This is a genomic window from Larsenimonas rhizosphaerae, from assembly GCF_023700005.1.
In the GTDB taxonomy this organism is placed as follows: Bacteria; Pseudomonadota; Gammaproteobacteria; order Pseudomonadales; family Halomonadaceae; genus Larsenimonas; species Larsenimonas rhizosphaerae.
In genome coordinates, this window is record NZ_JAMLJK010000001.1 from 1,893,603 (window position 1) to 1,916,839 (window position 23,237).

The 23,237-nt window shown below is 59.2% G+C and carries 23 protein-coding genes; 4 read left to right on the top strand and 19 right to left on the bottom strand.

Translation table 11 applies throughout. The features are described from left to right. Window positions 1–13 precede the first annotated feature (13 nt). The 8 genes from rlmD to lepA all read right to left on the bottom strand — a co-directional run bounded on the left by rlmD (window position 14) and on the right by lepA (window position 8,256). Entirely contained in the window at window positions 14–1,381 is a 1,368-nt protein-coding gene (gene rlmD, locus NAT21_RS08650) for a 23S rRNA (uracil(1939)-C(5))-methyltransferase RlmD (protein WP_250937358.1), read from the bottom strand. Between the two features lies 1 nt (window position 1,382). Then, window positions 1,383–2,300: a cysteine synthase CysM gene (gene cysM, locus NAT21_RS08655; RefSeq protein ID WP_250937360.1), complete on the bottom strand. Its 918-nt coding sequence runs from the start codon at window positions 2,298–2,300 to the stop codon at window positions 1,383–1,385. A gap of 63 nt (window positions 2,301–2,363) precedes the next feature. Then, window positions 2,364–3,182, bottom strand: a complete 819-nt coding sequence (pdxJ, locus tag NAT21_RS08660; protein WP_250937362.1) for a pyridoxine 5'-phosphate synthase — start codon at window positions 3,180–3,182, stop codon at window positions 2,364–2,366. Between the two features lie 32 nt (window positions 3,183–3,214). Next, complete coding sequence (gene recO, locus NAT21_RS08665; RefSeq protein ID WP_250937364.1) at window positions 3,215–3,937, bottom strand: DNA repair protein RecO; 723 nt, start codon at window positions 3,935–3,937, stop codon at window positions 3,215–3,217. Between the two features lie 16 nt (window positions 3,938–3,953). Further along, window positions 3,954–4,907, bottom strand: coding sequence for a GTPase Era (gene era / locus NAT21_RS08670; RefSeq protein ID WP_250937366.1), 954 nt, complete (start codon window positions 4,905–4,907; stop codon window positions 3,954–3,956). Beyond that, window positions 4,900–5,598 carry a ribonuclease III gene (gene rnc / locus NAT21_RS08675; RefSeq protein ID WP_250937368.1) on the bottom strand — a complete coding sequence of 233 codons (699 nt, stop codon included), beginning with the start codon at window positions 5,596–5,598 and terminating at the stop codon, window positions 4,900–4,902. The genes era and rnc overlap by 8 nt, the downstream gene beginning before the upstream one ends. A gap of 69 nt (window positions 5,599–5,667) precedes the next feature. Next, entirely contained in the window at window positions 5,668–6,420 is a 753-nt protein-coding gene (gene lepB / locus NAT21_RS08680; protein WP_250938044.1) for a signal peptidase I, read from the bottom strand. Between the two features lie 18 nt (window positions 6,421–6,438). After that, window positions 6,439–8,256, bottom strand: coding sequence for a translation elongation factor 4 (lepA, locus tag NAT21_RS08685; protein ID WP_250937370.1), 1,818 nt, complete (start codon window positions 8,254–8,256; stop codon window positions 6,439–6,441). A gap of 366 nt (window positions 8,257–8,622) precedes the next feature. On the opposite strand from lepA, the gene NAT21_RS08690 reads away from it, so the two are divergent. Beyond that, window positions 8,623–8,811 carry a hypothetical protein gene (locus tag NAT21_RS08690; RefSeq protein ID WP_250937372.1) on the top strand — a complete coding sequence of 63 codons (189 nt, stop codon included), beginning with the start codon at window positions 8,623–8,625 and terminating at the stop codon, window positions 8,809–8,811. Window positions 8,812–8,863: 52 nt separating this feature from the next. Here the strand turns inward: NAT21_RS08690 and NAT21_RS08695 are convergent, their stop codons facing one another. The 3 genes from NAT21_RS08695 to rpoE all read right to left on the bottom strand — a co-directional run bounded on the left by NAT21_RS08695 (window position 8,864) and on the right by rpoE (window position 11,894). Next, window positions 8,864–10,315, bottom strand: a complete 1,452-nt coding sequence (locus NAT21_RS08695) for a DegQ family serine endoprotease (RefSeq protein ID WP_250937374.1) — start codon at window positions 10,313–10,315, stop codon at window positions 8,864–8,866. Between the two features lie 199 nt (window positions 10,316–10,514). Beyond that, complete coding sequence (locus NAT21_RS08700) at window positions 10,515–11,192, bottom strand: sigma-E factor negative regulatory protein (RefSeq protein ID WP_250937376.1); 678 nt, start codon at window positions 11,190–11,192, stop codon at window positions 10,515–10,517. A gap of 96 nt (window positions 11,193–11,288) precedes the next feature. Further along, a complete protein-coding gene (gene rpoE, locus NAT21_RS08705; RefSeq protein ID WP_250937378.1) occupies window positions 11,289–11,894 on the bottom strand; it encodes an RNA polymerase sigma factor RpoE in 606 nt (201 codons plus the stop codon). 290 nt (window positions 11,895–12,184) lie between these two features. Here rpoE and NAT21_RS08710 point away from each other — a divergent pair, with 290 nt between their 5' ends. Further along, window positions 12,185–13,258 (top strand): 3-deoxy-7-phosphoheptulonate synthase, encoded by a 1,074-nt coding sequence (locus NAT21_RS08710; RefSeq protein WP_250937381.1) that lies wholly within the window; start codon window positions 12,185–12,187, stop codon window positions 13,256–13,258. Window positions 13,259–13,335: 77 nt separating this feature from the next. Here the strand turns inward: NAT21_RS08710 and dinG are convergent, their stop codons facing one another. After that, window positions 13,336–15,471: an ATP-dependent DNA helicase DinG gene (gene dinG / locus NAT21_RS08715; RefSeq protein WP_250937383.1), complete on the bottom strand. Its 2,136-nt coding sequence runs from the start codon at window positions 15,469–15,471 to the stop codon at window positions 13,336–13,338. Between the two features lie 9 nt (window positions 15,472–15,480). Beyond that, window positions 15,481–16,794 carry a DEAD/DEAH box helicase gene (locus NAT21_RS08720; RefSeq protein WP_250937385.1) on the bottom strand — a complete coding sequence of 438 codons (1,314 nt, stop codon included), beginning with the start codon at window positions 16,792–16,794 and terminating at the stop codon, window positions 15,481–15,483. Between the two features lie 291 nt (window positions 16,795–17,085). Between NAT21_RS08720 and NAT21_RS08725 the strand changes: the two genes are divergently transcribed. After that, the gene (locus NAT21_RS08725; RefSeq protein WP_250937387.1) at window positions 17,086–17,328 is read left to right on the top strand and encodes a hypothetical protein; all 243 of its coding nucleotides are present in this window, start codon (window positions 17,086–17,088) and stop codon (window positions 17,326–17,328) included. 2 nt (window positions 17,329–17,330) lie between these two features. Beyond that, window positions 17,331–18,167 carry an exodeoxyribonuclease III gene (gene xthA, locus NAT21_RS08730; protein ID WP_250937396.1) on the top strand — a complete coding sequence of 279 codons (837 nt, stop codon included), beginning with the start codon at window positions 17,331–17,333 and terminating at the stop codon, window positions 18,165–18,167. A gap of 6 nt (window positions 18,168–18,173) precedes the next feature. Here xthA and NAT21_RS08735 read toward each other — a convergent pair whose 3' ends face one another. From NAT21_RS08735 to NAT21_RS08760, 6 genes are read right to left on the bottom strand one after another with little or no spacing between them, the layout of a single operon-like run. Further along, on the bottom strand, window positions 18,174–19,394 hold the full coding sequence (locus NAT21_RS08735) for a tetratricopeptide repeat protein (RefSeq protein ID WP_250937398.1): 1,221 nt from the start codon (window positions 19,392–19,394) through the stop codon (window positions 18,174–18,176). A 4-nt stretch (window positions 19,395–19,398) separates the two neighbouring features. After that, the gene (locus NAT21_RS08740; protein WP_250937400.1) at window positions 19,399–20,127 is read right to left on the bottom strand and encodes an energy transducer TonB; all 729 of its coding nucleotides are present in this window, start codon (window positions 20,125–20,127) and stop codon (window positions 19,399–19,401) included. Continuing rightward, window positions 20,124–20,534, bottom strand: a complete 411-nt coding sequence (locus NAT21_RS08745) for an ExbD/TolR family protein (RefSeq protein ID WP_250937402.1) — start codon at window positions 20,532–20,534, stop codon at window positions 20,124–20,126. The genes NAT21_RS08740 and NAT21_RS08745 overlap by 4 nt, the downstream gene beginning before the upstream one ends. After that, a complete protein-coding gene (locus NAT21_RS08750) occupies window positions 20,527–21,063 on the bottom strand; it encodes a MotA/TolQ/ExbB proton channel family protein (RefSeq protein ID WP_250937404.1) in 537 nt (178 codons plus the stop codon). Before NAT21_RS08750 ends, NAT21_RS08745 begins: the two co-directional genes overlap by 8 nt. After that, complete coding sequence (locus NAT21_RS08755) at window positions 21,047–22,420, bottom strand: MotA/TolQ/ExbB proton channel family protein (protein ID WP_250937406.1); 1,374 nt, start codon at window positions 22,418–22,420, stop codon at window positions 21,047–21,049. Before NAT21_RS08755 ends, NAT21_RS08750 begins: the two co-directional genes overlap by 17 nt. Further along, window positions 22,417–23,232, bottom strand: a complete 816-nt coding sequence (locus NAT21_RS08760) for a DUF3450 domain-containing protein (protein WP_250937408.1) — start codon at window positions 23,230–23,232, stop codon at window positions 22,417–22,419. The genes NAT21_RS08755 and NAT21_RS08760 overlap by 4 nt, the downstream gene beginning before the upstream one ends. Window positions 23,233–23,237: the final 5 nt, after the last annotated feature.

The following is a 23,237-nucleotide window of genomic DNA, read 5'->3' on the forward strand; positions in this document are numbered from 1 at the left end:
CCGCTGCAGGCCATCAACGTGCCAGCAGTACCATGCTTTCCAGGTGCGCTGTCTGCGGAAACATATCAGCCATGGCAGATGCCTGCAGCTGATAGCCACCTTCCATCAGGTAGACCACATCCCTCGCCAGTGTGGCTGGATCACAGGAAATATAGACAATGCGCTCTGGCCCGTCAGTCGCGAGCTGACGACATAGCGCCTCGGCACCGGCGCGGGGCGGATCCAGTACGGCAAGGTCGGCATCAGGCAAGTGTGTAAGCGGTCGCGATAAATCGGCCTGACGCGCCTCAACGTTGCCATCGGGCACGGCCCTGGCGGCATTGGCACTCAGACGATTCACCATGTGTGCCTGCCCTTCCAGCGCAATGACCCTGGCGCCCCGTGCCGCCAGCGGCAGTGAGAAGTTGCCGATTCCGGCAAAAAAGTCGACCACGGTCCGGCCTTTCACATCACCACACCATGCCAGCAAACGCGATACCATGGCCTGGTTGACCTCGGCATTGGCCTGCAGGAAATCACCGTTTTCAAACCCGATACTCAACGGCTCGGACACACCGATGTCCAGCAGATAGTGACCACTCCCGCTACCCGTAACCGTTTCACGTACCAGTGGTGCCTCACGCCCCTTGAGCAACTCGAGGTGAAGCCCCTGAACAGAGGCAAAGGCCTGCCACCGCGCTTCATCCGACGCCACGGCGCGCAGCAGCCGAACGGTCAGGTGCACGCCATCATCGCTGGCAACCAGCATGACATGACCGACGTGACGCGGCGCATCAAGCGTATCCAGAAGCGTCTTCATCGGTGCCAGCAGCGCCTGCAGTGACGGCACAAGTACCGGACACTCCGATACGGCAAACAACCGATCAGTGCCCCGCTTTCGAAAGCCCATGATGACCTGCCCATCGCGATCTACACGGACCCCGAGCCGGGCACGACGCCGATAGGCTATCGCGTCGCCGTCCAGTATCTCGGGCTCGGGCAATGTCATCTGATGACGTGCAAACAGCTCACCAAGCGTATCGGCCTTGTGACGTCGCTGCGCTGCATGCGCCAGATGCTGAAGGTCGCACCCACCGCAGACCCCAAAATGCGGACACACCGGTGTAATCCGGTCACTGGAGGGATCGGCAATGTCTCGCGGATGAGCTTCATCAAAGCGGCGATGGCTATGATGAACCGCCACGGCCACCGATTCTCCCGGCAGAACCCGATCAATGAAAATGGTCTTGCCATCAGCATGGCGGGCGATACCACGGCCATCGTGCGACAGGCGCTCAACGCGAACACGGGTATCGTCCACAGGGCCTGATGCCGGCGCAGAGGACTGCAGTACGCGCTTTTTTGCCGGCCGGTTCTGCCGGCGCTGACCTAATAGAGCCACGTCAGTGCGCTCCCGGAGAATCAATGTGTTCCGGGGCAAACAGCCCGGTCGAGAGATAACGGTCGCCACGGTCACATACAATGAATGCAATGACGGCATTTTCGACCTCTTCAGCCAGACGCAGCGCGCCGGCCAGCGCGCCACCGGAGGACACTCCGGCCAAAATACCTTCTTCACGGGCCAGGCGACGCATGTTGTCCTCGGCCTCTTCCTGACGAATATCCATGACGCGATCCACACGGGCCGATTCAAAAATGCCGGGGCGATACGCTTCCGGCCAGCGACGAATGCCGGCAATGCTGGCTCCGTCCGCCGGTTGAAGGCCGATGATCTGAATCGCTTCGTTTTGCTCCTTCAGATATCTGGACGTCCCCATGATCGTACCGGTAGTGCCCATTGAACTGATGAAATGGGTAATGCGGCCGTCGGTCTGCGACCACAACTCCGGCCCGGTAGTCTGATAATGCGCCAGCGGATTGTCCTGATTGGCGAACTGGTCAAGGCGCTTGCCGCGCCCTTCACTGATCATGCGCTCGGCCAGATCGCGGGCACCTTCCATGCCCTCCTCACGCGTCACCTCGACAAGTGTTGCACCATAAGCCGCCATGGCCTGCTTGCGTTCACTACTGGCGCTGTCGGGCATGATCAGGATCATCCTGTACCCCTTGATCGCGGCCGCCATGGCCAGCGCAATGCCGGTATTGCCCGACGTGGCCTCGATCAGGGTATCGCCCGGTGTTATCTCGCCGCGCGCCTCAGCCCGGGCCAGCATGGACAGGGCCGGGCGGTCCTTGACCGAGCCCGCCGGATTATTGCCTTCAAGCTTGGCCAGCAGAACATTGTTGTTACCGGCGCTGATACGCTTCAAACGTACCAAGGGAGTTTGTCCTACCGTGTCTTCCAGGGTCATGTATGCCATGGATTACTTCCTCATCGGCGCCCGCTCTCTGGCGGACGTCTGGTGTCATCAATAACCGGTCTATCAGTGATCGTGATGGCAGCAACCGTCATGGTCATCGCCGCTGCCATGCTCATGATCGTGTTCTTCAAGCGCCATCATGAGGCCATTTTCCTGGCCACTGATAATCAATCGCTTCATTTCCGCCACAGCCTCCTTGAGTCCCACAAACAGAGCCCGCGCAATAATGGCATGGCCAATATTGAGCTCGTGGATACCGCCGATGGCAGCAATGGCTTCAACATTATGATAGTGGAGCCCGTGACCGGCATTGACCGTCATTCCAAGCTCGGAGGCCATTTCGGCGGCAGCAGTCAGTCGGGCATGTGCCTGTCGCGCGGTCTCGCCTGTGGCATCGGCATACGCGCCGGTATGCAGTTCAATGGTCGGCGCACCAGCTTCAAAAGCCTTCTGAATCTGCTCAGGATCCGGATCAATGAACAGTGATACATCAATGCCTGCTGCGGCCAGGCGGCGACAGGCGGCAGCGATGACGTCAAACTGTCCGGCCACATCCAGCCCGCCCTCGGTCGTCAGCTCTTCACGCCGTTCAGGGACCAGACACACATGGCGCGGCACAATACGCTCGGCCAGAGCAAGCATGGGTTCCGTGACGGCCATTTCAAGATTCATGCGGGTTGTCAGCACTGCAGCAATCAGCTCGACATCCCGCTCCTGAATATGACGACGATCTTCACGCAGATGTAGCGTGATCCCGTCCGCCCCGGCTTCTTCAGCCAGCAGCGCGGCCTGAACGGGATCAGGGTAGCGGGTGCCACGCGCCTGACGCAGCGTGGCGATATGATCAATGTTGACACCCAGTTGGATGCGAGGCGCGTACATGCGAATCTCCTGAATACAGGGAATGGAAACCATCAGTGCGACATGGGAGGCACGGCCGCCCGACGCCGCTTGTCACCGAGTTGCTGGATCAGTTCGCGAGAGCGGAGAGGCCTGTCGCCCAGCAAAGGCGCCAGCGCCTGGCGCGCCAGGTATTTGGCGACCCGGGCATTGGCCGGCTCGCCCCAGTCGCCCTGGGCCATGGCACGAAGGGAACGGCCATCAACCCCCTGGCCCATCGGCACCACCTGAAAGTGGCGCGCTTCCTTCACGTAAAGATAGTGCGAATGCGGGTCGAGGGGGGAGCCTGCACCATCGGCAAAGACGGGATCGGCGTCCAGTGCTGACAGCACTGCCTGCTCGAAGCGACGCAACCCACTCTGGCGACGATCCGGGAATGGCAATGCACCCAGCAGCACCGCATAAGCACCAAAGACATCGGGGACGGCGCCTTCGAGCGGTAGGCAGCGAGCCAGTACTTCATTGGCGTACAGCCCGCACAGAAGCCCTTCACCAGCCAGCATTGCGCCCTGCCCGCTGGACTCGAATACCCTCAGGGTCTTCAGGTCCCCGTGACCTGCCCAGGTAATATGCAAGGGCGAAAAGGGCTGCAGTCGATGCCTTGCCTTGCTTCCCGGTCGCATGACGCCCCGTGCCACGGCCCGGACACGCCCATATTCCATGGTAAGAAGCTCCACCAGTGCGCTGGTTTCACGATAGGGGCGCCGATGAAGAAGATAGGCAGGCTGTAGCTGCATGGCCGGGCTCCCGCGCCTAGTCCAGGTTATAACCGAGACTTTTCAGGGCCCGTTGGTCATCAGACCAGCCCCGTTTCACCTTGACCCACAGCTTGAGCATGACCTTGCTGTCGAACATCTTCTCCATGTCCAGACGGGCTTCCCGGCCAATCTGCTTGATCCGATCCCCCTTCTCGCCGATCAGAATCTTCTTCTGACCATCGCGCTCAACCAGCATCAGGGCGCTGATATGGATGATGTTCGGTTCGGTACGAAATTCTTCGATCTCTACCGTCATCTGGTAGGGAAGCTCATCCCCCAGCTGACGCATGACCTTTTCACGCACCAGCTCCGAGGCAATGAAGCGCGAGCTGCGGTTGGTAATCTGATCTTCCGGAAAGAAGTGCTCGCTTTCAGGCAAGAAGCGCTCGACTTCATCTTCAAGCTGATCCACCTGAGTACCATGGCGCGCTGAAATCGGCAGGATAGCGGCGAAATCGCGCCTGGTACCCAGCTCTTCAAGCCAGGGCAGCAGGGTCGACTTGTCTTCGATCCAGTCCACCTTGTTGACCACCAGAATCACCGGGGCGGTCACGCCGGACAGTCGCTTTAGAACCACATCATCCTCGGCCGTCCACTTGGCCCGGTCCACGATGAAGATAACGGCACTGACATCCCTGAGCGCTTGTGTAGCGGCCTGGTTCATGAACTGGTTGATCGCGCGATTGCGATCCTTGTGCATGATATGCATGCCCGGCGTATCAATATAGACCGTTTGACGATGATCCTCGGTCTTGACCCCCAGCACCTGGTGCCGAGTTGTCTGGGGACGCCGCGATGTAATCGACAGCTTCTGTCCCAGAATGCGGTTCATCAGGGTCGACTTGCCCACATTCGGACGACCGACAATGGCCACAAAGCCACAGCGCAGGGCCTCTTCCTGGGAAGTCGGGGGAGTCTGATCATTCGTCGGAGGAGTCTGATCACTCATGGCGTGTTCCTTTGGTCATGGATTCGAGCTTCTTGAGCGCCTGATCAGCCGCCTGCTGCTCTGCAAAACGCCGGCTTGCCCCCTGCCCCTCGGTAGGTTTGGACAATACTTCGATATGACAGGCCACCAGAAAGGTCTGGGCGTGTGCTTCTCCCTCGACCGATAACACATCGTAGCGCGGGAGAGCATGTTGTCTGGACTGCAGATATTCCTGCAGACGGGTTTTCGGGTCCTTCTGGGTGTCCTTGAGATCCAGCGCGGACAGCCGACTGTCGTACCAGTCCAGCACTCGGTCCTTGATGGCCTCCATGCCACCATCAAGGTAGATCGCACCAATGACGGCTTCCATCGCGTCGGCCAGAATGGAGTCGCGACGATGACCGCCACTTTTCATCTCTCCCGTCCCCAGACGAAGAAATTCACCCAGCTTGAATTCGCGCGCCAGCTCGGCCAGCGTTTGCCCCTTGACCATACGGGCCCTCAAGCGCGAAAGCTGCCCTTCACGAGCCTCGGGAAACCGGCGGTACAGGGCTTCTCCCACCACGAAATTGACAATCGAGTCGCCGAGAAACTCCAGACGCTCATTGTTCTCACCACCAAAGCTTCGGTGCGTTATTGCCAGTTCAAGCCGCGCTATATCGGTAAATGTATAGCCGACGCGCTGGCTGAGCACATTCAAGGGACTGCTCACGTTATTCCTGTTTTATCCAGTATCATGTGTAAGGGCAGAGGCTGCCACGCAGCCTCTGCCGGACGCGTGTCAGTCGATCAGACGCACGCTTGAAAAGCTCGGCAATCCGTCGTGCCAATGCATCCAGACGGCAAAGGCCTTGCCGACGATGTTCTCTTCAGGCACAAATCCCCAGTACCGGCTGTCATTGGAGTGATCTCGGTTATCCCCCATGACGAAGTAATGTCCTTCGGGCACGGTAATCGTGCGAGTCTGAGGGCCGGCATCATTCGGGTTGTTGTAGATTTGATGGCTGACATCGCCCAGATGTTCTTCAAACAACTGTTCCCCGGCGTTGTCAGGGGCGTCCGCTTCCAGCAGTTCCTTGGGCACCGGCTTGTCATTGATGTAGAGCTGCTTGTCTGCGTAACGCAGGGTATCGCCAGGCAGACCGATGACCCGCTTGATAAAGTCAACATCGGGATCTCCCGGGAACCGGAACACCATCACATCGCCTCGCTTCGGCTCGCCAACACTCAGAAAGCGTGTGTTCAGTACTGGCAGTCGCAGGCCATAGGCAAACTTGTTGACCGCGATATAGTCCCCCACCTTGAGGGTCGGGCGCATCGAGCCTGACGGAATCTGGAAGGGCTCGATAATAAAGGAGCGAATGACCAGAACCGCCAGTAACACCGGGAAAAAGGACCGGGAATAATCAACATACCAGGGTTCCTTTTCAGTCCCGCCCGCCGTACGGCGAGAGCGCTTCAGCACCAGAATGTCCAGCAGCCAGACAAGGCCCGTGACCGCCACGGCGACAACCAGCAACAGGGAAAAATCCATCATGCGTTCCTTACGGGATCAATCATTGACTTTAAGCACGGCAAGGAAGGCTTCCTGGGGAATTTCCACCTGACCGACCTGCTTCATGCGTTTTTTCCCCTGCTTCTGCTTTTCCAGCAGTTTCTTTTTACGGCTGACATCGCCGCCATAACATTTTGCGGTGACGTTCTTGCGCAGGGCCTTGACCGTTGAACGGGCCACGACGTGCCCGCCGATGGCGGCCTGCACTGCCACATCAAACATCTGGCGTGGAATCAGCTCCTTCATCTTTTCAACCAGAATGCGGCCACGCGAGTGGGCATGATCACGGTGAATGATTAAAGCCAGGGCGTCTACACGATCACCATTGATCAGGATGTCCAGCCGTACCAGCTTGGCCGCTTCGAAACGCTCAAAGCTGTAGTCAAGCGAAGCATAGCCTCTGGAGATGGATTTCAGCCGGTCAAAGAAGTCCATGACCACTTCCGCCATCGGCAACTCATACACCAGCTGCATCTGACTGCCCAGCACCTGCATATCCAGCTGATTGCCACGACGATTGACGCACTCGGAAATCACGTTGCCGACAAATTCCTGCGGCACAAGAATGGTCGCGCGCACAATCGGCTCACGCATCTCGTTTACATTGCCCATGTCCGGTAGTTTGGACGGGTTCGAGATGTAGGTGATGTCACCGTTATCCATGGCCAGCTCGTAATTTACGGTCGGCGCCGTGGTCAACAGTTCAATGTTGTATTCGCGCTCAAGCCGCTCCTGGATGATTTCCATGTGCAGCGTACCGAGAAACCCGACACGAAACCCGAAGCCGAGTGCATCCGAGTTTTCAGGCACGTAATCAAGGGATGCATCATTGAGCGCCAGTTTTTCAAGCGCGTCACGAAAGTCCTCGTAGTCATCGGAACTGACCGGGAACATGCCGGCATAAACCTGGGGCTTGACCTTCTGAAAGCCCGGCAGACGAGCCACATCCCTGGTTTTCGTGTGAGTAATGGTATCGCCGACAGGCGCACCATGAATGTCCTTGATACCGGCGATGACGTAGCCTACTTCACCGGCACGCAGGATCCCGGTATGCGTCTGCTTGGGCGTAAAGAAACCAATGTCATTGACCTCCCAGTCCCGTCCGGTGGATTTCATGTGCATCCTGTCACCCTTTTTGAGGGTGCCGTCGAACAGACGAACCAGCGAGACCACACCCTGGTAGTTATCGAACCAGGAATCGATGATCAGGGCCTGCAGCGGGCCTTCCCTGTCTCCCTTGGGGGGAGGAATATCACGCACCAGCCGTTCAAGCAGCAGGTCAATGTTCAGGCCGCTCTTGGCAGAGACCTGAACGGCATCATGAGCATCAAGACCGATGATTTCCTCGATCTCGTGAGCTACCTTTTCCGGGTCAGCCTGCGGCAGATCCATCTTGTTCAGTACCGGCAGTACTTCCAGGTTCTGCTCGATGGCGGTATAGCAGTTGGCTACCGATTGCGCTTCGACACCCTGGGCAGCATCCACCACCAGCAGCGCCCCCTCACAGGCATACAGCGAGCGGGACACCTCGTAGGAAAAATCCACGTGCCCGGGTGTATCGATGAAGTTCAGCTGATAGATGTGTCCGTCTTTGGCGTGATAATCCAGTGTTACAGACTGTGCCTTGATCGTGATGCCTCGTTCACGCTCAAGCTCCATCGAATCAAGCACCTGCTCCTTGAGCTCGCGGTCGGTCAACCCGCCACAGACCTGGATGATACGGTCTGCAAGCGTCGACTTGCCGTGATCAATATGTGCAATGATCGAAAAGTTACGGATCTTGCTGAGGTCGCGACGAGTTGCATCTTGCGTCATGGAATACTTATCCACCTGTAAAAGCCATCACGGCACCCGCTTCTCGGGCCACCGGCGGCTGATGAAAAAACAGCAGGCATTGTACCGACATCGGTACGCGAGTTACAGCGCACCATCAGCACGGCATCAATCAGTAGTTATCGACATGGGGATTTCCTGCTGTAGCGGCCCTGCCGACCAAAAGCCTGATCGGCATAAAATGTAGACCCGAGACGACACATACGGCACATCACCCGCCCCGCCGCTCCCCTAACATGCACCTACATCAAGCGTCGACTCTACATGCACCGTGATCCGTGATCACACCCGCAGCCAAGATGACCGGCGCCTCCCAGACCCGATATGCAGCGATGCGAGACTTATATCATGGAAAAGCCGACTTCCCCGAACACCGCCCAAACCACCAGCAATGATCCGTGTGACCCCAACTTCCACGCCTGGTGGAAATGGATGCAGTCCGGTGACACCGCATACCGCGCCCGGTTTGATGCCATGGTCGACTGGCATATCTCCTTCAAGCGCCAGCAACGTGCCGGCCATCTTGACGTCGAGTAATGACCCACCTGCCCATGAAAAAGCCCGCTTTCGCGGGCTTTTTCATGGCTGATCATTTTTTGGGTAACGTGATAGCCACAAAAAGGGGCTGCCCATCACGACTGATGCGAAGTGGCACCGGCTTTTCGGCCGGCAGATGGCCTACCGCTTTCTCAAGCGCCGCCACGTCATCCACGGCCTTGCCATTGAGGCTGGTAATGACATCACCGGGCTGAATACCCGCCCTGGCGCCCGCACCATCGGGATCAACCGACTCAACGACAACCCCCCGATCCACGGACAGCTGACCCTTGAGTGCATCCGTCAATGGTGTCACCTGAAGGCCCAGCGAGTTGTGCCGTTGCTCGTCGGCACTGTCTCCGATCGAGGAGGACTCATCCTTCGGCCAGTCAGCGACAGTAGCCTTGAGCGTCGTGTGTTGTCCGTTGCGAAGCACCTTCATGCTGAGCGTATCACCCGGCGTCAGGTGTCCGACAATACGCGGCAGCTCATCAGAGGAATCAACGGTTTCACCATTGGCCTCAAGAATGATATCACCTGCTTTCAGACCCGCCTTTCTGGCTGGCCCGGTGGGTGCTACATCAGCGACAAGCGCCCCGGTTTCCTGATCAAGGCCGAAGGAACGGGCAAGATCCCTGGACACCGGCTGAATGACAACGCCGAGCCAGCCACGATGTACCTGACCGTCCTTCTTGAGCTGATCGGCAATATCCATCGCCACATTGATCGGAATGGCAAAGGACAGGCCCATGAAACCGCCACTACGGGTATAAATCTGCGAATTGATGCCAATGACCTGACCGTTCAAATTGAACAGCGGGCCACCGGAGTTACCCGGGTTGATGGCCACATCGGTCTGAATGAACGGTACATAAGTGTCATCCGGCAACGTGCGATCAATGGCACTGACAATCCCGGAGGTCACGGAATGGTCAAAGCCGAAGGGTGAACCAATCGCAACCACCCACTGCCCCACTTCCAGCGAGTCCGAATCCCCCATATCAAGCGTTGGGAGGTCGGTGGCATCGACCTTGATCAGTGCCACATCGGTCTTCTTGTCTTCGCCTATCAGCTTACCGGTCAGTTCACGGCGATCATTCAGGCGAACCTTGATGGTATCTGCCCCGTCGATGACGTGTGCATTGGTGAGGATATAGCCATCCTTGCTGATGATGAACCCCGACCCGAGTGAACTGAGCTCACGTCCCTTTGGACGAGGCCCACCGGGTGACCTGGGCTGCTGCGGCCCCATCGCTCCTGGAGGAAACTGATCGCCGAAGAAGTGGCGAAAGAGGTCCGGCAACTGCTGCTGTTCAAAGGGGCTGAATGCCGTATTCACTTCACGCGTGGTGGAAATATTGACCACTGCCGGAGCAGCACTTTTTACCAGCCCGGTAAAATCGGGTAATTGCGCCAGTGGCGCAGCGGCCTGCGCACAATGAGCCGCAATGAGAAAGACCGTAGCCATCAGCCATGTCGACATGCGTCGGTAAACAACATCCATGAAAAACTCCTGGGGTCTGGTGCATCAGGGAGACAGGGCGAAAAACGCCAGGTGGCATCACATTTCATTGACGGCGAGACTTACAATTAGTTCATTGCCGTTACAACATAACTGAAACTTAAACAGCCTGACCAGGGCCAAAAAAAACAGGACCTGACCATGTCAGATCCTGCTCATCGCATTCAGTGGAGACGCAGGACTATTGTCCGGCCACCTGATCATAACCCGCTACGGCATTCGGGTTGTATCCAGCGCCCTGCACGGGTGAGGCAAGGTATCTGGCCCAGGGGGCATCATCGTCATTGGCACTGGCATCACCGGACATCAGCCATGTAGACGCACCATTGACGCGAATCGGCCCATTGGTCGCGCCACTTTCGGAAGGCGTATCGAAAAGCGGCAGGCTGACCAGAGACACATTGGTCCTCATTGAGCCATTGCCTGAAGCACTGACACGCGAGGTATCCAGCGCAAAGTCGTTACTGCCCGGCAACGATGTTTCAGCGCCACCTTCGGCACCGCCACGAAAGACCTGAACACCGGTAATGACCATCAAACTGACTGCCGCCGCAATCGCGGCGCTGCCCATGAAGGAGAACGGCGCATGACGCTTGCCCTGACGATTTGCTGCAGGCTGGCTCTCGGATTCTGCCGCCTGGTGTTCCTGCTCGATTCGAGCACGAATCTGTGCCGAGAAATCCATCGACACATTGATGGGCTGCTCACGCTTCATCACGCTGCGCGCCACATGATATCGCCGCCATGTATCGGCTTCTTCAGGATGTTGCTCAAGCGTTTTAAGGACACGCGGAAGAGACAGCTCATCTCCCTCGTCATCCATTACCGCTGACAGCGATTCCCGCAGATCCTGGTTCATTGCACCCATCCTCATACTGAACACGATTTTTGCTTCCTGCCTACATGGACCACACAACTGTCAGGAAGTTTAACTTCATCAGAAAAAAACGATGCACTACGCCGTAGCGTCAGTATCATCGCCCGGTCCGGACATCAGCGGTGCGATGTGATTATCGACCGCTTCGCGGGCCCTGAAGATCCGTGAGCGCACCGTACCTACCGGACACTGCATGATACTGGCGATGTCCTCATAGGACAGGCCTTCAAACTCTCGTAGTGTAATGGCTGTTTTCAGATCCTCCGGCAGCTTCTCGATCGCCTCGAAGACAGCCGCCTCGAGCTGATCACGAGCCAGGGAGGCCTCTGGGGTTTCGGTATCCGATAGCCGGCCACTGACATCCACGACCTCGGCATCGGAAATATCCAGATCACTGCCCGGCGGCCGGCGGCCGCGGGACACCAGATAGTTCTTGGCCGTATTGATCGCAATGCGGTATAGCCAGGTATAAAACGCACTTTCACTGCGAAACCGCCCCAGGGCACGATAGGCCTTGATAAAGGCCTCCTGAGCCACATCCTGCACTTCCGATTGATCGTTCACGTAACGGCTGATCAGGCCAATGATCTTGTGCTGGTATTTCCTGACCAACAGATCGAACGCAGCGTTATCGCCCTTCTGGGCACGCGCGACCAACTGCTGATCGGTAGTCTTTTCCGTCATGACGCCGACCTTGTATTTCCTGAATCCATTGCGACCGCCATTTCCGGAATCGGCGAAACCAGGGTGCTCTCGTTCCGTACATACTTGTTCATAGCTGGGGATCACCACTGCACGCGCTGGGTCGAATCAACAAGGTGCTAGTGTTCCTGTTTATGGCACGGCTATCAAGGCAGACACCCTGAATTTCGTACGCATCGTTCTCCTTTCCCACCGATCATGGCATGGTAAGATGCCTTCATCGCGCGAGGCAGGCGCATTTCTACCACGGATAAAGCAGGTGTCATTGCACAATGTCTGAACAGCAGGTCAATAACCTCAACATTCTGTCTCAGGACGTTCTTACTGCCCCGGAAACACTGACGCGCGATATACCGCTCAGTGAAGCCGCCGAGCGGGTCGTGATCGACGGACGCAATACCATTCAGCGTATTCTGGATGGCACGGATCACCGGCTGATGGTCGTGATCGGCCCCTGTTCCATTCATGACATCGCATCCGCAAAGGACTATGCGCAGCGCCTCAGAGCCCTGGCCGACAAGGTCGGCGATACCCTGTATCTGGTCATGCGGGTCTACTTCGAGAAGCCGCGCACTACTACCGGCTGGAAAGGCCTCATCAATGATCCACACATTGATGACTCCTTTGATATCGAACACGGACTCAAACTGGCTCGTCAGCTGCTGGTCGACCTGACAGAGCTGGGCCTGCCACTGGCCACTGAAGCACTGGACCCGATTTCGCCCCAGTACATGCAGGACTGCATCAGCTGGTCAGCCATCGGCGCTCGCACCACGGAATCGCAGACCCACCGCGAAATGGCCTCGGGCCTGTCCGGACCGGTCGGTTTCAAAAACGGTACCGACGGCAGTCTGGGCGTGGCCATCAATGCCCTGCAGTCCGTGGCGAGCCCGCACAACTTCCTCGGCATCAACAAGGCAGGCCAGGTCGCCATTACCCGCACCCGCGGCAACCAGTACGGCCACATCGTCCTGCGCGGCGGCAATGGCAAGCCCAATTACGATAGTGTCAGCGTGGCACTGGCCGAGCGTGAGCTAGAGAAAAACGGCCTCAAGCCCAACATCATGGTTGACTGCTCGCATGCCAACTCCAACAAGGACCCGGACCTTCAGCCACTGGTGCTTGATAATGTCACGCAGCAGATTCAGGAAGGCAATACCTCCATCATTGGCCTGATGGTCGAATCCCACATCGAATGGGGAAGTCAGAAGATCCCGGCCGACCTCAAGGAGCTCAAGTACGGCGTCTCCATTACGGATGCCTGCATCGACTGGGAGACCACCGAACGAACCCTGACCGATATGGCCGACAAGCTTCGGGACACACTGCCCGGGCGCGCCCGTTGAATCACGAACTCGGGTATGTGCCGGGTATAAAAAAAGCCACCGCAAGGTGGCTTTTTCATGACAGCGGAATGAATCAGTCAGGCGATGTCGCGCCGAAACGGCGGCAGCGAGTCCAGCAGTGCCTGACCATAACGCCGGGTCAGCACACGCCGGTCCAGTAGCGTAATGGTGCCCTCATCCCCTTCCTTGCGAATCAGCCGACCACAGGCCTGAATCAGCTTGATCGAGGCATCCGGCACCGAAATCCGCATGAACGGATTCCCTCCCTGTGACTCGATCCATTCCGCCAGCGTCGCCCCGACCGGATCATCCGGCACCGAAAAGGGCAAGCGGGTGATCACCACATGCGTCAGGTACTTACCGGGAAGATCAATGCCTTCGGCAAAGCTTGCCAGACCAAAGATCATGCTGCCCTGACCGGCATCCACCGCCTTGCGATGGCGCTCCAGCAGCTCACGCTTGGGAAGCCGGGTCTGTGAAAGTACCCGCTCACCAACAGAGTCAGGCAACGCATCAGTGACACTTTTAAGTTGTGCTCGTGAGGAAAACAGCACCAGCAGAGCTTCGGTATCAGACTGACGCGACAGAAAACTCACGATGGCCTGGTCATGGGCCTCTTTCTGAGCAGGATCAACTGCCTCCTTCGGCACGGCCAGCACCCCTCTGGAATAATCCAGTGCGCTCGGCAGGCTTTGATACCGGTAGCGATTGGCCAGCCCGGCACGCTCCTGAATCCGATCAAACCGTCCCAGCGCCGTCAGGGTCGCCGAGGTAATGACAGCACCGAAGCAGGCGCCCCACAGATGGCGCGCCAGAGTATCCGCGGCGCTGACAGGACTTGCCGAAAAAATCAGCTCTCCTTCATCCATGTTCTGGATTGACTGGGTCAGCCAGCGGGCCCGTGGTGGCTTCTGCGGATCATCCTGCTCGGAAAAGGCCTTCCACAGGGCGTGACAGTCCAGCGCACGGCCATGAATCAGCGCCATCATCGGCAGCCAGCTTTCAGCCTGCTCCCGCTCGATCCCGGTGGCCTTGTCCGGGTCCAGGCTTTCACGCAGCATATCAGTCACTGTTTCCAGCGCCCGCGACAGGGTGGCAAACGGTATAACCAGCCGCGCGGCCTGATCGCGAAGCTCGACAGGCACTTCTCCACGCGGAAAACGGAAATGGCGCGTATTGCCCTGGGACTGCGCCGTGGCACGCTCATCAAAGTCTGCCAGCTGACGGGACACCTGCACGGCCTCACCGATGCCGCTTTCGGCCATGTTAAGGGCCTCGGGCAGGGATTCCAGCAGGCGAGCCAGCGTTGTCTGATGCCCCAGCGCGGTCAGGGCTTCCGGTAAAGACTTCCTGAACTGCCCCAGCCAGCGAAGCGTGCCGTTGACCGGTGAGCGATGATAAAAGTGCTCCAGTGCCTTTTCCGGCAGGTGATGCCCTTCATCAAGCACGTAAATGCTGTCCTTCGGGGCCGGAAGCACCAGGCCACCGCCCAGTGAAAGGTCCGCCAGCAGAAGGTCATGATTGGTCACAATCACATCCACTTCTTCCTGACGACGCCTTGCCTTGAAAAACGGGCAGGCACTGAAATGAGGACAGCGGCGATTGGTGCACTGGCGGTGGTCCATCGTCAGCTGCTGCCAGTGCACCGGGTCAATGGTATCCGGCCAGCTGTCGCGGTCGCCGGCCCATTCGCCACTGCCCAGCGCCTCCGCCAGCGATGCCGCCAGATCGCTGACATCCTTGTCGGGGTCAGCCCACTGTTCAAACAGCGCCATGCTGGCCTGGCCGCCCTCGTGGCCATCCAGAATCTGTTCAAGCCGAGTCAGGCAGATATAGCGGCCACGCCCCTTGGCCAGAGCATAATCAAAACTCAGGCCGCTGTGCCTTTTAAGCATCGGCAGGTCCTGATGAAGCACCTGCTCCTGCAGCGCGATGGTCGCCGTCGAGATGACAAGGCGCTTGCCCCGCGCCCGCGCCACCGGCAGGGCTGCCAGGAGATAGGCCAGCGTCTTGCCGGTCCCCGTCCCGGCCTCAAGCACACATACGTGCTCGTTGCCTACCCGACGCCCGTCAGCATCCTGTTCGATATCTCCCAGGGTTCGGGCGATTTCCGCCATCATCAGCCGCTGACCGTAGCGAGGCGTCAGATCAAGCGCCTCCACCACCTTGCGGTAGGCGCCCTGAATTTCAGCCTTCAGTGCATCATCAAGCATGGTGCCGGCTTACTTTTCGATCGGCTTGCACAGGTGCTCCGGCGGCTGCACACAAGGCAGCTTGTCATTGATGTAGGCTTCGATTTCCGGCATGGCAAACCCGTCTTCCTCGCCGACAAAGCTGATGGAAACACCCGTGGCCCCGGCACGGCCGGTACGCCCGATACGGTGAACATAATCTTCCGGGTCTTCCGGCAGCGTATAATTGATCACGTGGCTGACGTCATCGATGTGAATCCCCCGGCCCGCAACATCCGTGGCCACCAGAATGTCCACTTCGCCGGAGCGCAGGTCTTCGAGCGTCTTGATACGCTGACGCTGCGGCACATCACCGGACAGCATGGCGACCTTGACACCGGCGGCACGCAACTGACTATCGAGCTTGCGCACATGGTCACGTCGATTGGCAAAGACAATGGCCTTGGTGACCTGTTCCTCGCGCACAAGATTGGTCAACAGCGTCAGTTTTTCACTGTCGCTGACCAGATAGACCCGCTGCTCGATATTGTTGGCCGTCTGGGTATCCACCGCGATCTCGACGTAGGAGGCTTCATGCGTCCACTGCGTGGCCAGATTCATGATGTCCTGCGTAAACGTGGCCGAATAAAGGAATGTCTGGCGATCTTCCTTTTTGGGCGTCGCGCGGATAATGCGCTTCACGTCCGGGATGAACCCCATGGACAGCATGCGATCGGCTTCATCCAGCACCAGAACCTCTACCTGAGACAGATCAAGATCCCGTTTCTGATGAAAATCAAGCAGACGGCCCGGCGTGGCGACCAGTACATCCAGTGGACGTGACAGCGCATTTTTCTGTTTCTGATAATCCATCCCGCCGACCGCACAGGCCACTTTCAGGCGCGTAAAGCGCATCAGTGCCTTGGCATCCTTCTCGATCTGAAGGGCGAGTTCGCGGGTCGGCGCAATGATCAGTGCTCGCGGCGCGCCGTTTTTCTGGCCATCAGGCAGCTCTTCTTCCAGAAAATAGGCAAGCACAGAGATCAGAAAGGCAGCCGTCTTGCCGGTACCTGTCTGCGCCTTGCCGACGATATCACCGCCCAGCAGCGTTTTCTGCAAGGACTCGAACTGAATCGGTGTGCAGTATTCAAACCCCTGCTCGTGGATCGCCCGCATCAGGGGAATCGGCAGGTCAAAGTCATGAAACCGCCACTTGCCCGCGACAGCAGGAACCTTGAAATTTGACAGGTCCCACTGCTGCTGACGTGCACCGTTGCCACGGCGTGAACGATTGTTCCGGCGTCTGCGCTTGGGCTGGCGCGACTCATTCTGGGTCGGCTGAGAGGTCTTTTCCGACTCGCTCATAAATAGTCATCACTTCGTTGATTGAAAATACCCGGTGCAGAAGGCGCCAGGCCCTTCATTCCCCCTGCCTGTCACAGGCTGATGCCGGGAATCAGTGGGTCGGAGCGCGTCTCACCAGGACCGAATATCGGACAAACAGTCCCTGAAAGGGCATTATTGTATCAGGCTCGCGCGTTCACCGCTTCCTCCTGCCGGCCGGTCTGATCCACACTTTACTGCAGCAGTCGGGAGCGTCAGTTGGTAAGATGGCGGCGACTGCATTTTACACCCCCTTTGTTTAGTGAGAGTGCCATGACACGACAGAAAAAGACCCGCTCGCTGGCGGACAAGGTGACCATTCGAACCGGCCGCCGCAAGGATTACCGCCAGTGGCGCCACGACAATCCGGACGAAGTCACCTCCTCACGGCGGTATGTTCAGAAAAAGGCTCGCCAGCGCAAGGCGCAGGCCGTCAACAAGCAGGAACGGATGCAGCGCGAGGGCTTTACCCTGCCTCTGCATGGCAACACGCCATCGAGCGAGGAAAGCCACTGACCATGCGTGTTGTTTCCTTCAATATCAATGGCGTACGCGCCCGGCCGCATCAGCTCGAGCACCTGAAGAATACTCTGGACCCGGACGTTATCGGTCTACAGGAAACAAAGGTGCAGGACAGCGAGTTTCCGCGAGAGCATATCGAGGCGCTGGGTTACCATGTCTACTACTTCGGCCAGAAGGGCCATTACGGTGTGGCGCTACTGACGCGCGAGCCGGCCCTGGAGGTCCACTATGGCTTCCCGGACACGATCAAACCCGACATCGGTGCTCATGAAAGTGATGATCAGCGCCGCATGATCGGCGTTACGCTGTCTGCCGAGGATGGGCCGGTTACCATCTGGAACGGCTATTTCCCCCAGGGCGAAAGTCTGGATCACCCGAAGAAGTTTCCGCACAAGCGGCGCTATTATTCCCAGTTGTTTGCCCTGCTGGAACACTACCACCAGCCAAACGACAGGGTGATAGTGATGGGCGATTACAACATCTCCCCGCAGGATCTGGACATCGGTATCGGTGAAGCCAATCGAAAACGCTGGCTGCGAGAAGGAAAGACCAGCTTTCAGCCCGAGGAACGGGCGTGGATGGACCGACTGTATGCACTGGGCCTCAGTGACAGCTATCGCCTATGCCATCCACACAGCACCGACTACTTCAGCTGGTTTGATTATCGCTCGAAGGGGTTCGACCGAGACCCGAAACGGGGCCTTCGAATCGATTTGATCATGGTCAGCGAGGCACTGAAAACCAGGGTCACCGCGTCAGGCATTGACTATGCGGGCCGGGCACTGGAAAAACCCTCTGACCACGCACCGGTCTGGACGGACCTGACACTGTAAGCCACGTCAGGCACTGCCGGCACCGCTTTTAGACGGCGTCAGTGCCTTTCTCCAGGCAAGCGCCTGCTGCCTGATTTCCCCGTCACCCGCGCTGACGGCTTTATCAAGCGCGGCCAGTGCCTGCTGCTGGCGGCCCGCTGTAGACTCGGCCACGGCCTGCAATAACCAGCTGCGTCCCGCATGCTCAAGCCCGGCTGCACGTGCACGGGTCATGGCCGTAACGACCAGGTCCCACTGCCCCCACTGATACGCCAGCTCGCCCATCTGTGACCAGTCCGCTGGAGCCCGGGTATGCTCGGAGAGTGACTGCCAGGCAGTGAGCGCCTGATGTCTGGCCCTGGCCGCTGTCCAGGCATCCGCCAGCTGACGCAAGTGAGCCTCATCGGAGGGCAGGATGCCCTCCTTCAGAGCCTGCTGAAGATATTCGGCAGCGCGTGCCGGCGTCCCGCCCGCCAGGTGCAACCTGATCCGCGTTTCCAGCGCATCGGCCCCGCTCAGCACTCCCCGACGCCAGCCGGCTTCCCAAAGGGCTGCAGCCCTGCCGGGTTGATTCATCTGCTGGTAAAGCGCCACACCACGCTTCCATACCATAGGGTCATCAGGCGCGCGATCAATATCACGCTGAACCAGCCGCTGGGCATTGCCCGCATCGCTACTGTGCTGATAAATCGCCTGCGCAAGTGCACTACGTTCTGACGTCATTGCAATACCGGCCTGCATCGCACGTGATAGCCAGTGCGAAGCGCCAGACCAGTCTCTGGCCTGTACCGCCAGCTCAACCAGGGTCCAGAGATCCTGAGCGGAGGGCGTACTCTGACCGGCCCAACGTTCGAACAGGGCACGACCACGCGCCGTGTCACCGGCCGCAAGCGTCCAGCGTGCAGCCTCACGCAGCCAGTTCCTGCGCAGTGCGATCGGCGCGACGTCATTGTTGCGAGCCCGGTTGAAATACTCTGCCGCCTCCTCTGCCTTGCCCTGAGCAGCAAAGGCTCTGGCCATCAATTGCCAGTAAAGCGCCTGTACCCATTGATCCTGACGACTGGAGGATAACTCACCGAGGGCTCGACGTGCCTGCTCAATGACACGCGCCGGATGGCGGTCCAGCGTGCCCTCAAGCGACTGGATTCGGGTCACCGTCGCCTCCGGCAGGGCCGGCCCGTCTGCCAGTACCGGCCCGACACAGACAAGTCCGGCCACCAGCAGCAATGCAACGCGCAACACCTTCATCGGATCAACCTCGCAACTTGAATTCAATGCGCTGGCGGGTACGCATCGGCTGTGGCCGCCTTGGATACTGCCACTGCGCCACCGCCTCAAGCGCCGCATCGTCAAAGGTGGATCCCGGTCGAGACTCCAGCACCTTGATGGATGCGCGATCAACCCGCCCGCTGCGCAGGATCACATACTGCAGTTCGACATATCCTTCCGTACCTCGCAGCCGTGCACGGCGGGGGTAATCCGGCAGCACCTTGCGCGTGGGCTCGGCGGCACCGCTTTGCATGGCAGTACTGTCACTTTTCTGCCCGCCCGCTGCCGCGGCAGGCGCCGATGAAGGTGACGGATCCTGGGCAGGCGCAGGTGACGGGCTGGGCGTGGGCGGCGCCTTTGCCACACTCAGCGACGGCGCAGCTGTTCTGGAAGGCGACACCTTGGGCGATACCGGGGGCGTCGGGGTCGGTGGTACCGATACGCTACTTTGTACATCCGGCGCCGGTGCCGGCCGGGCTTCCGGACGTGGCGGCGCCGCGGGCGGTGGCGCAGGCCGTTGCTGCGCTCGCGAAGACTGAGCGTCTCCCCTGGCCTTTTGATCCTGCGGTGCCTCTACCATTGATACCGAAAGACGCGGTGGCGGCTCACTGAGAGATTCCGGCGGCGCCACCAGCAGGGCCAGCAAATAGAACAGGCACAACGCCAGAACGGCCCCTCCGATCAGCGCACCGAGTCGACGCCCTGCCATCATGAACCACTCCGGGTTGCGGCAACGGCGATATCATCGACTCCGGCCTGACGGATGGCATCCATGGTTTCAACCAGCAAGCCGGTCCGAGAGCGCCGGTCGGCCTGTACGACGACGCCACCACCACTGCGCTTCACGGCCTGAGCCACCGCCGAGCCGACCTGATCGGGGCTGATGGTTTCACCGTCAAGCCACAGCGCACCCTCGGATGTAATGGCCACCATGACCTGCGCACTGGGTTGCGCCGTCGCCCCGCTGGCTTCAGGTCGCTCGATATCTACCCCGCTTTCCTTCACAAAGCTTGTGGTCACAATGAAGAAGATCAGCATGATGAACACCACATCCAGCATCGGAGTCAGGTCGACCCCGGCGGTGGTATCTTCCTGCAGCTGCCGACGACGTCTACGCATCTACTCGCTCCTCGATGGCTCGTGCCATGCGGTCATGCAGCCGCTGGCCTTCACGCCGGACAATATGTTCAAAATGGCCGGCAAACAGCAGACCCACTACCGCAACGGCCATGCCGGCAAGCGTCGGCAAGGTGGCACGCGCAACGCCATCGGACATCGCACGTGACTGACCGGTCCCGGACAGGGACAAGGTATCAAAGACCTGAATCATGCCGGTGACCGTGCCCAGCAGCCCGAGCAGCGGGCACAGCGCCACCAGCACCTTGAGCCAGGGCAGACTGCCACGCAGGGTGCCAAGCAACTCGTCGCTCCAGCAGGTTCGCAGTGTACGGGCACTCCAGCTGACGTGGTCCTGACGTGCCTGCCAGCGTGTCAGAAGAGCCCTGCGGTCACGTCGATACCCCAGACGCCAGTAGATCCAGCGCTCCAGCGCCAGTGCAAACAACAACATGGCCACGAGCATGATCAATACCAGCACCGGGCCACCGGCATCACTCAACCGTGCAATCGGGTCAAGCAGAGGGGACATGAGCGCCCCCGGTCGCATTTCGGTCGGCAGGACGTTCAAGCCGTTCGGCCAGATGGGCACTGGCCTGCCCTTCCAGCACATTCAGCACCTTGCGACTGCGCGAGGTAAGGCCCGTGTGAGCAAACAGCACCGGAATCGCCACCACCAGACCGATCACCGTGGTGATAAGTGCCTGGGAAATACCGCCGGCCATCAGTTTCGGATCACTGCTGCCGAACACGGTAATCGACTGAAAGGTGCCAATCATGCCCGTCACGGTGCCCAGCAGCCCCATCAAGGGCGCGATGGCGGCAATCAATTTGACCAGAGACTGGCCTCGTTCGATGACCGGCTGCTCGGCCAGCAACAGCTCATCCAGCCTCGCCTCCAGAGCCTCGGGCTCACTGCCGGCATGAACGCCCTTGAAGCGGGCCAGCACTCGACCCAGTGGATTATCATCCTTCGGCTGGTCGAGCTGTTTGATCTGACGCCGCACGCCCAGACTGATTCGCTGTAGATAAAGCCACTGCACCAGCGCCACCAGCAACCCCACGGCACCCAGCGCCAGCGTGATATATCCCACGATACCGCCCTGCTTCAGCCGCTCCATCAGCCCGGGCTGATCTGCCAGCGCCTTGACGATGTCACCGCCGGAGGCATCCACCGGGACAGCGCCCTGACGCTTATCAATGAAGGCGGTCAGTCGATCAGCCACATCGGACGGGGTTCGAGGCGCGACTATCAGCGGCTGTCCTGACTGAGGTGGGCTCAGCAGGTGCCCGGCCGTGAAGCTCATGATGTTGCCAAGCTGCATGACCGGCTGCGCCGATACGGTGCCGTCCGGCCCGGCGACCGGCCGCGGTGCCAGGCTGACCTGACCGGTACGAGCCATCAGCCCTGACAGTTGCTGACCCAGGGTCTGGAAGGTTTCAGCGCTCGGCAGGGCATCGTCGCCGGGACGAGAAGGCACCAGTGAGGGATAGAGTGCCACTACCCAGCTGCCCTTGAGCGAGCCTGCCAGCTTGTCAATCTGGCCGGACAGCGTGTGAGCGACCTCACTGACGCCTGCCCCCTTTTCAGCTCGCTCATCACGCAACTCATCAAGTGTTTTCTGCTGGCTGTCAAAGCGGCGCTCAAGCTCGGTCTGTCGCGTTTTGGCCTGATCACGAGCCGCCCTTGCCTTTTCAAGCGCCGTCGTCAGTTTCGATCGGTCGGCGACCAGCGCATCCAGCCGCGCCTGGTCCCGCGACTCGGCCTCATCGGCCTGTTGATTGAAGCGGGTAATGGCCTCATCCAGTGAACTCGGTGCGGCCGTTGCCGCCACACTGATACTCATGAGTACGCTGCCTGCCAGCAGCATCCAGCCTGGGCGCGTCATGCACCACCTCCGGAAGACGATGTATCGGTAGAGGCCGTCGATGCAGACACCGGCAACGACAGGGGCAGCGTCAGAAGTTCGGGTGCCTGCTGGTCATGGGCCATGCGCACGGCATGACGCAGACTGGACAGGGCTTCATGGTCCAGCGGCTGCCAGCCCTTGCCCTGCCAGACACCGCCCTCATCCCCATCCAGACTCAGGTAGTAGTAGCCGACGCGCCCAAGACGAACAAACTGCACCTGACGCTCGGTCTTGTCTGCACCGTCAAGCTTGCCACGCCAGCTGTCCAGCGTACTGCCGTAATCGATCTCGGAGCGCCATACACTCAGGATGCGCTTGAGTTTCTGGCCGTCCGACATTGATGCACTGCCCAGCATGCTATCCAGGCTGTCGAGGCGTGCCAGACGCTCGTCGTGGCGAAAGGGAAGGTCTGCCGCGACCATCGCACGCAGCCTGTGAGTGAGTGAGGCAAGTTCCCCGGGAAGAGCCTCCCTGATATCCCCCGCCTGGGCCAACTCGGCCTTCTGGCGTGCAATACGTCGAGACTGGTCTTCAACCTGTGCCTCGAGCGAGGCGTTGTAGCTGTCCAGACGATGAATGGACTGCTCGGCATCCCGAAGCGATACCAAAAGGGCGCGAGTGCTGTCATCTGCGGTATCGATCGCGTGCTGCAGACGCTGCTGCTCGGCCTGATGGGCCGATGTCGCATCACGCAATGTGGTCGGTGCCCCCACGGCAGGCATCGACAGCGTGGCAAGACCCAGCGCGCCGACCAGGGCAAGCATCTGCCCGTTGAATACACGACCCTTCACGTGCG